This window comes from Roseomonas rosulenta (assembly GCF_016106005.1).
Taxonomy (GTDB): Bacteria; Pseudomonadota; Alphaproteobacteria; order Acetobacterales; family Acetobacteraceae; genus Neoroseomonas; species Neoroseomonas rosulenta.
In genome coordinates this window covers 21574-28304 of record NZ_JACADR010000032.1, presented here as the reverse complement: position 1 = coordinate 28304, position 6731 = coordinate 21574, and the positions used below count along the sequence as shown (strand labels likewise).

Here is a 6731-nt window from a genome sequence, read left to right as displayed (position 1 = left end):
GCTGCGGCCGCGCGCGCATCGCCGGCCTGCTGGCGCGCCGTGGCGTCGCGCGCCAGCGCGCGGGAATCACCAGGCGCCAGCGCCGCCGCGTCCTTCACCCGGCGATGGCGTAGGCCGGGCGGCGCGGATCGGCGCCGGCGCGCACCAGCCCGGCCTTGGGGTCGGACAGCACCGCCTCCACGCAGCCCGCCAGCCAGGTCACCTCGGGCCAGTCCTTCACCTCGTGCCCGCGCGCCGCGAGCCCATCGCGCACCGCCTGCGGAATGCGCGCCTCGGCCGCCACGCGCCCGGGAAAGTAGTCGAAGGGCGCGAAGGAGGACGGGAAGGCATAGGAGGCGATGCGCGGCGCCTCGATCGCCTCCTGCAGCTCCATGCCGAAGTGGAAGACGTTCAGCATCACCTGGAGCATGGCCTGGATCTGCACGTCGCCGCCCGGCGTGCCGAAGGGCATCACGCCGCCGTCTTCCGTCACCAGCATGGCCGGGTTGGGTGTCAGGCGCGGCCGCTTGCCGGGCGCGACGCCCGAGGGATGCGCCGGATCCGGCCGCGACTGGCTGCCGCGGTTGGACGGGATCAGCCCCAGCCCCGGCACCACCGGCGAATTCCACGACCCATCCGACGGCGTGGCGGAGAAGGCATTGCCCCAGCGATCGACGACCGCGACGTAGGAAGTGTCCGCCTCCACCTTCGGCAGGTCGGCGCGCACCGGGCCATCGGCGGGCGTGCCCACGCCCAGCAGCGGTTCGTACATGGTCGGATGCGCGCGATCCGGGTCGATCTGGCGCAGCCGTGCATCGAGGTGCTGCGGGCTCAGCAGCGCATCGAGCGGCACCTGCGTGAAGAGCGGATCGCCGAAATGGTATTCGCGATCGGCCATCGCCGCCTTCACGCATTCGGTCAGCAGGTGCAGGTAGTCGACCGAGTTGTGTCCCATGCCCGCGAAGCCGGCGCGCTCCATCAGCAGCAGCGCCTGCGCCAGCGCCGGCCCCTGGCACCACGGGCCGCACGTCAGCAGCGTATGCCCGCGCCAGCGCCGTGCCACGGCGGGCTCGAGCCGCGAACGGAAGCCGGCCATGTCCTCCATCGACAGGAAGCCGCCCTCGGCATGGATGAAGCGGGTGATCTCGCGCGCGATGTCGCCGCGGTAGAAGGCGGCATGCGCGGCTGCGAGGCCCGCCATCCGCCCGCCGGTCGCCGCCGCGCGTTGTTCTTCCGCCACCATGTAGGACAGCGTACGCGCCAGGTCCGCCTGCACGAAGCGTTCGCCGACCTTGGGCGGCTCCCCACCCGGCAGGAAGATCGCGGCATTGGAGGGCCAGCGGGCGTATTCGTCGCGGTGCGCCGCCACCGTCTCGGCCAGCAGCGGATAGACGGCGTAGCCCTCGCCGGCGAAGCGGATCGCATATTGCGCGACATCGCCGAAGCCCATGGTGCCGTGGCGCTCGAGCGCGGTGATCCAGGCATCGGGCGCGGCCGGCACCACGGTGCGGCGCACGCCGTTCGGGATGTTCCCGCCATGCTCGCGCATGAAGATGTCGGGCGGCAGGGATCGCGGCCAGTGGCCCAGGCCGGCGATGGTCTCGACCGTTCCGTCCGCCAGGCGGATCATGATGGGCGCGACACCCGCGACGTTCACCAGGTCCGGCAGCAGCACGCCGAGCGCCATGCCGGCCGCGCAGCCGGCGTCGATCGCGTTGCCGCCGGCCTCCAGCACCGCCATGGCGGCGGTCGAGGCGAGGTAGTGCCCGGCCGAGACGGCATGGCGCGGGCCGGAGAGCGTCGGGCGGGTGGCGTACATGATCGGGTCCTCCCGGATGGGCCGGACGAGACTCGGCGCGCGGCGGCCATGCGTCAACGTCATGCTGGGGCGCGCCGGTGCGGCTTGGCGCGGCGCCGGCCGGGGCGGAGGATGCGTGCCTTCGAAGGGAGCCCCGCCATGCCCGACCCCGTCCTGCTGTCCGTCGATGCCCGCGGCATCGCCACCGCAACGCTGAACCGGCCCGCCAAGGGCAATGCCTATGACGAGGACCTGCTCGCCGCGCTGATCGCGGGGCTGGACCGGCTGCGCGACGACGCGGCCGTGCGCGCCCTGGTGATCCGCGGCGCGGGGAAGCATTTCCAGGCCGGCGCGGACCTCGACTGGCTGGCGAAGGCCGCGACCTATGGGCCGGAGCAGGCCTATGCGGCCTCGATGGCGACCACCACCGCCATGCAGAAGCTCAATGAATTCCCCAAGCCGACCTTCGCCCTGGTGCATGGCGCCTGCTTCGGCGGCGGCTGCGGCGTGGTGTGCTGCGTCGATGTGGCGATCGCCACCCACGACGCCATTTTCGGCCTGACCGAGGTGCGCGTGGGCGTCGCCCCCACGCCGATCAGCACGCACATGGTCCATGCCATGGGCCTGCGCCACACCCGCCGCTACGCCCTCACCGGCGAACGCTTCGGGCCGGAGGAGGCGCTGCGAATCGGCCTGGTGCACGAGGTGGCGGCGGCCGACCGGGCCGATGCGCGCCTGGCCGAGATCATCGACCAGACCATGCTCTCCTCGCCCTCGGCCATCGCTATGACCAAGGACTCCTTCCTGGGTGCGAACGGGCTGAAGCTCTCGGCGCGGGAGATGTCGCTGCTCGCGCATGAATCCTGGATGCAGCGCGCCTCGGCCGAGGGGCGCGAGGGGCTCGCGGCGTTCCGCGAGAAGCGTCGGCCCGGCTGGTATCGCTGAACGTCGCGCGGGCCCTGCACAACCCTCGCTTGCGCAGGGTCCAGCCACCGACAACTACCGAGCTTGTCGCCTACTGCGTCATGGAACCTTCACATAACTGCAATCCGGAGGTCTTCGAGCGCTCCTAGAAGCCGCGGCAGTGGCGCCCCCCGGGGACGGACACACAAGCAACACGCGACGGAGATACGCAGATGAACAGGCGGACCATCCTTCTCGGCGCCGGTGCGGCGCTGACCCTGCCGGCCTTCGGAGCACGCGCGCAGGCCGTCCAGATCACCGGCGCCGGCGCGACCTTCCCGAACCCGGTCTACCAGAAGTGGGCCGAGGCGGCGCGGGCCGCGGTCAACATCCAGGTGAACTACCAGTCGGTCGGCTCGGGTGCCGGCATCAACCAAATCCGCAACCGCACCGTGGATTTCGGTGCGACCGACGCGCCGCTGAACGCCCAGCAGCTTGCCGAGGGCAACCTGCTGCAGTTCCCGACCGTGATGGGCTCGCTGGTGGCCATCGTGAACATCCCGGGGATCGAGAACGACCAGCTGAAGCTGACCGGGCCGATCCTGGCCGACATCTACCTCGGCAAGATCACCCGCTGGAACGACCCGCGCATCACCGCGATCAATGCCGGCCTGGCGCTGCCGAACCTCGCGATCGCGCCGGCCTACCGCGCCGATGGCTCGGGCACGACCTTCGTGTGGGCGTCCTATCTCGCGGATGTCTCGCAGGAATGGAAGGACCGCGTGGGCGTGGGCACCTCGGTGCGCTTCCCCGCCGGCACCGGCGCGCGCGGCAATGAGGGCGTGGCCGGCACGGTGCGCCAGGTGCGCGGCGCGATCGGCTATGTCGAGAACGCCTACGCCATCACCAACCGCCTTGTGACCACGCAGATCCAGAACAAGGACGGCATTTTCGTGAAGCCGGAGCACGAGACGTTCATGGCGGCAGCCTCCGCCGCCGACTGGAACGTGCCGGGCTTCGCCGCGAACATCATCAACACGGCCGGGCCGAAGTCCTGGCCGATCGTGGCGCCGACCTTCATCCTGCTGCCCACCAACCCGACGGATGCGGCGCGCAGCGCCAGTGTCCGCCGCTTCTTCGACTGGGCCTTCAAGGAGGGCGACCGCCTGGCGCAGGAGCTCGAGTACATTCCGCTGCCGCAGGCGACCAAGGACGCGGTGCGCGCCGCCTGGAACCGCCAGTTCGGCGCCTGATCCTCGCCGGGGGCCCGGCGCAGGGCCGGGCCCTTCCTACTTCCTCCTGACGGGCAGACACTGTGAGCCAGGCCGCGACAGCCTCCACCCCGGCCCCCGCGCGCACGTCGCGCGGTGCCGGCAACCTTGGCGACATCGTCTTCGAATGGGCGTGCAGGGGCGCTGGCGTCTTCGTCCTGTTGCTGCTCGGCGCCATCATCATCGAACTGTTCATCGCCGGCCTGCCGGCCTTCCGCGCCTTCGGCCTGGGCTTCATCTGGTCCACCGACTGGGACCCGGTGCAGGAGGTCTTCGGCGCCGGCGTGTCGATCTACGGCACCATCGTGACCGCGGTGCTGTCGATCGTCCTGGCGGTGCCGCTCGCCTTCGGCGTGGCCTTCTACCTGACCGAACTCGCGCCAGTCTGGCTGCGCCGCCCGGTCGGCACGGCGGTCGAACTGCTCGCCGCCGTGCCGTCGATCATCTACGGCATGTGGGGCTTCTTCGTCATCGTCCCGGCCTTCGCGACCTATGTGCAGCCGACCCTGATCGACACGCTCGGTGAACTGCCGGGCGTGGGCTTCCTGTTCCAGGGCGCGCCCTTCGGCACCGGGATCTTCACCGCGTCCTTCATCCTGGCGATCATGATCCTGCCCTTCATCGCGGCGACGATGCGCGACGTGTTCGAACAGGTGCCCCCGGTCTACAAGGAAAGCGCCTACGGGCTCGGTGCGACGACCTGGGAGGTGATGAAGGGCGTCGTGATCCCCTACACCCGCGTCTCGGTGGTGGGCGGCATCATGCTCGGCCTGGGGCGCGCGCTGGGCGAGACCATGGCGGTCACCTTCGTCATCGGCAACGCCAACCGCATCTCGGGTTCGCTGTTCGGCCCGGGCAACACCATCGCCTCGCTGGTGGCCCTGGAATTCGGCGAGAGCGAGACCGGCAGCCTGAAGCTGGCCTCGCTGCTGGCGCTCGGCTTCATCCTGTTCGTGCTCTCCTTCGTCGTGCTCGCCACCTCGCGCTACCTGCTGCGCTCGCGGCTGAAGGCCTGATCCCATGAGCATCACGCTCTCCGCCGGCGCCGTGCCCGGCCCGCGCAAGGACCCCGAGGTGGCGCTCTCGCTGGGCCGCCGCCGCAAGCGCATCGACTTCGTCATCCGTACGCTGTGCGTGCTCGCGACCGTGGTCGGCCTGATCTTCCTCGCCTCGATCCTGACGACGCTGTTCTACCGCGGGTTCGAGGCGATGAACCTGCGGGTCTTCACCCACGTCATGGCGCCGCCGGGCTCTGAGGGCGGGCTGCTCAACGCCATCGTCGGCAGCCTGATCCAGGCCACGCTCGGCACCGCCATCGGCACGCCGATCGGGATGCTGGTGGGCACCTACCTCGCGGAGTACGCGCGCGGATCCCGGCTGGGCAACGTGGTGCGCTTCGTCTCGGACATCCTGCTCTCCGCGCCCTCGATCCTGATCGGCCTGTTCGTCTACCAGATTCTTGTGCTGCCCTTCGGCGGCTTCTCCGGCTGGGCGGGCGTTGCGGCGCTGGCGATCATCGTGATCCCGGTGGTCGTGCGCACCACCGAGGACATGCTGACGCTGATCCCCAACACGCTGCGCGAGGCGGTGATCGGCCTCGGGTCGCCCAAGTGGAAGATGATCGTCTTCGTGTGCTGGAAGTCGGCCATGTCGGGCATCATCACCGGCATCCTGCTGGCGGTGGCGCGCGTCGCCGGCGAGACGGCGCCGCTGCTGTTCACCTCGCTCGGCAACAATGCCTGGTCGACCGACCTCACCAGGCCGATGTCGAGCCTGCCGCTGGCGATCTATGCCTTCGCCGGTTCCCCCTTCGAGGACTGGATCGCGCTGGCCTGGGCCGGTGCTCTGCTGATCACGCTCAGCGTGCTCATCCTCAACATCCTGGCGCGCACCGTGCTGCGCCGCCGCACGTGACCGGAAGGAAGGACCCGATGTCCACCACCACCGAGACCGCCCCGGCCGGGGGCGCGACCCAGGGCTTCGGCGGCGTGCAGGCGCGTTCCGGCGCCGCGCTGAACGCCCCGCGCATCGCCATCCGCAACCTCGACTTCTTCTACGGCGACAACCGCGCGCTGAAGGCGATCAACTTCGACATCCCGGACCGCCAGGTGACCGGCATGATCGGCCCCTCGGGCTGCGGCAAGTCCACCCTGCTGCGCGTGCTGAACCGGATGTACAGCCTCTATCCCAACCAGCGCGCAACCGGCGAGGCGATGATCGACGGGATGAACATCGTCGCACCCGACGCCGACCTCAACGCGCTGCGCGCCAAGATCGGCATGGTGTTCCAGAAGCCCACGCCCTTCCCGATGACGATCTACGAGAACATCGCCTTCGGCATCCGCCTGCACGAGAAGCTGACCCGCGCGCAGATGGACGAACGCGTGGAATGGGCGCTCACCCGCGCGGCCATCTGGGCCGAGGTGAAGGACCGCCTGGATGCCTCCGCCCTCGGCCTGTCGGGCGGGCAGCAGCAGCGCCTGTGCATCGCGCGCACCATCGCGGTGCGCCCCGAGGTGATCCTGTTCGACGAGCCGACCTCCGCGCTCGATCCGATCAGCACGCTCAAGATCGAGGAGCTGATCGACGAGCTGAAGCGCGACTTCACCATCGTGATCGTCACCCACAACATGCAGCAGGCGGCGCGCTGCGCCGACCAGGTGGCCTTCTTCTACCTCGGCGAGCTGATCGAGGTGGCGCCGGCGGCGCAGATGTTCACCGCGCCCAAGCATCCCAAGACCCAGGAATACATCACCGGCCGCTTCGGCTGAGCCCGGCGG

Annotated in this window: 6 protein-coding genes; 5 read left to right on the top strand and 1 reads right to left on the bottom strand. The window is 70.1% G+C overall.

Annotated elements, in window-relative coordinates; genetic code table 11:
- Nucleotides 1-94: 94 nt before the first annotated feature.
- The gene (locus HW578_RS06835; protein ID WP_198369798.1) at nucleotides 95-1798 is read right to left on the bottom strand and encodes a gamma-glutamyltransferase family protein; all 1704 of its coding nucleotides are present in this window, start codon (nucleotides 1796-1798) and stop codon (nucleotides 95-97) included.
- A 138-nt stretch (nucleotides 1799-1936) separates the two neighbouring features.
- On the opposite strand from HW578_RS06835, the gene HW578_RS06830 reads away from it, so the two are divergent.
- The 5 genes from HW578_RS06830 (at nucleotide 1937) to pstB (ending at nucleotide 6722) form a co-directional block, all read left to right on the top strand.
- Entirely contained in the window at nucleotides 1937-2722 is a 786-nt protein-coding gene (locus HW578_RS06830) for an enoyl-CoA hydratase-related protein (RefSeq protein WP_198369797.1), read from the top strand.
- 191 nt (nucleotides 2723-2913) lie between these two features.
- Nucleotides 2914-3933 carry a phosphate ABC transporter substrate-binding protein PstS gene (gene pstS, locus HW578_RS06825; RefSeq protein WP_198369796.1) on the top strand — a complete coding sequence of 340 codons (1020 nt, stop codon included), beginning with the start codon at nucleotides 2914-2916 and terminating at the stop codon, nucleotides 3931-3933.
- A gap of 62 nt (nucleotides 3934-3995) precedes the next feature.
- Entirely contained in the window at nucleotides 3996-4967 is a 972-nt protein-coding gene (gene pstC, locus HW578_RS06820; protein WP_198369795.1) for a phosphate ABC transporter permease subunit PstC, read from the top strand.
- Nucleotides 4968-4971: 4 nt separating this feature from the next.
- Complete coding sequence (gene pstA, locus HW578_RS06815) at nucleotides 4972-5865, top strand: phosphate ABC transporter permease PstA (protein ID WP_198369794.1); 894 nt, start codon at nucleotides 4972-4974, stop codon at nucleotides 5863-5865.
- A 17-nt stretch (nucleotides 5866-5882) separates the two neighbouring features.
- A complete protein-coding gene (pstB, locus tag HW578_RS06810) occupies nucleotides 5883-6722 on the top strand; it encodes a phosphate ABC transporter ATP-binding protein PstB (protein WP_198369793.1) in 840 nt (279 codons plus the stop codon).
- Nucleotides 6723-6731: the final 9 nt, after the last annotated feature.

Bases quoted from the DNA above. Each gene is read 5' to 3' on its own strand.
- HW578_RS06835 (WP_198369798.1), bottom strand. From the start codon at position 1,798: ATGTACGCCACCCGCCCGACGCTCTCCGGCCCGCGCCATGCCGTCTCG.
- HW578_RS06830 (WP_198369797.1), top strand. From the start codon at position 1,937: ATGCCCGACCCCGTCCTGCTGTCCGTCGATGCCCGCGGCATCGCCACC.
- pstS (WP_198369796.1), top strand. From the start codon at position 2,914: ATGAACAGGCGGACCATCCTTCTCGGCGCCGGTGCGGCGCTGACCCTG.
- pstA (WP_198369794.1), top strand. From the start codon at position 4,972: ATGAGCATCACGCTCTCCGCCGGCGCCGTGCCCGGCCCGCGCAAGGAC.
- pstB (WP_198369793.1), top strand. From the start codon at position 5,883: ATGTCCACCACCACCGAGACCGCCCCGGCCGGGGGCGCGACCCAGGGC.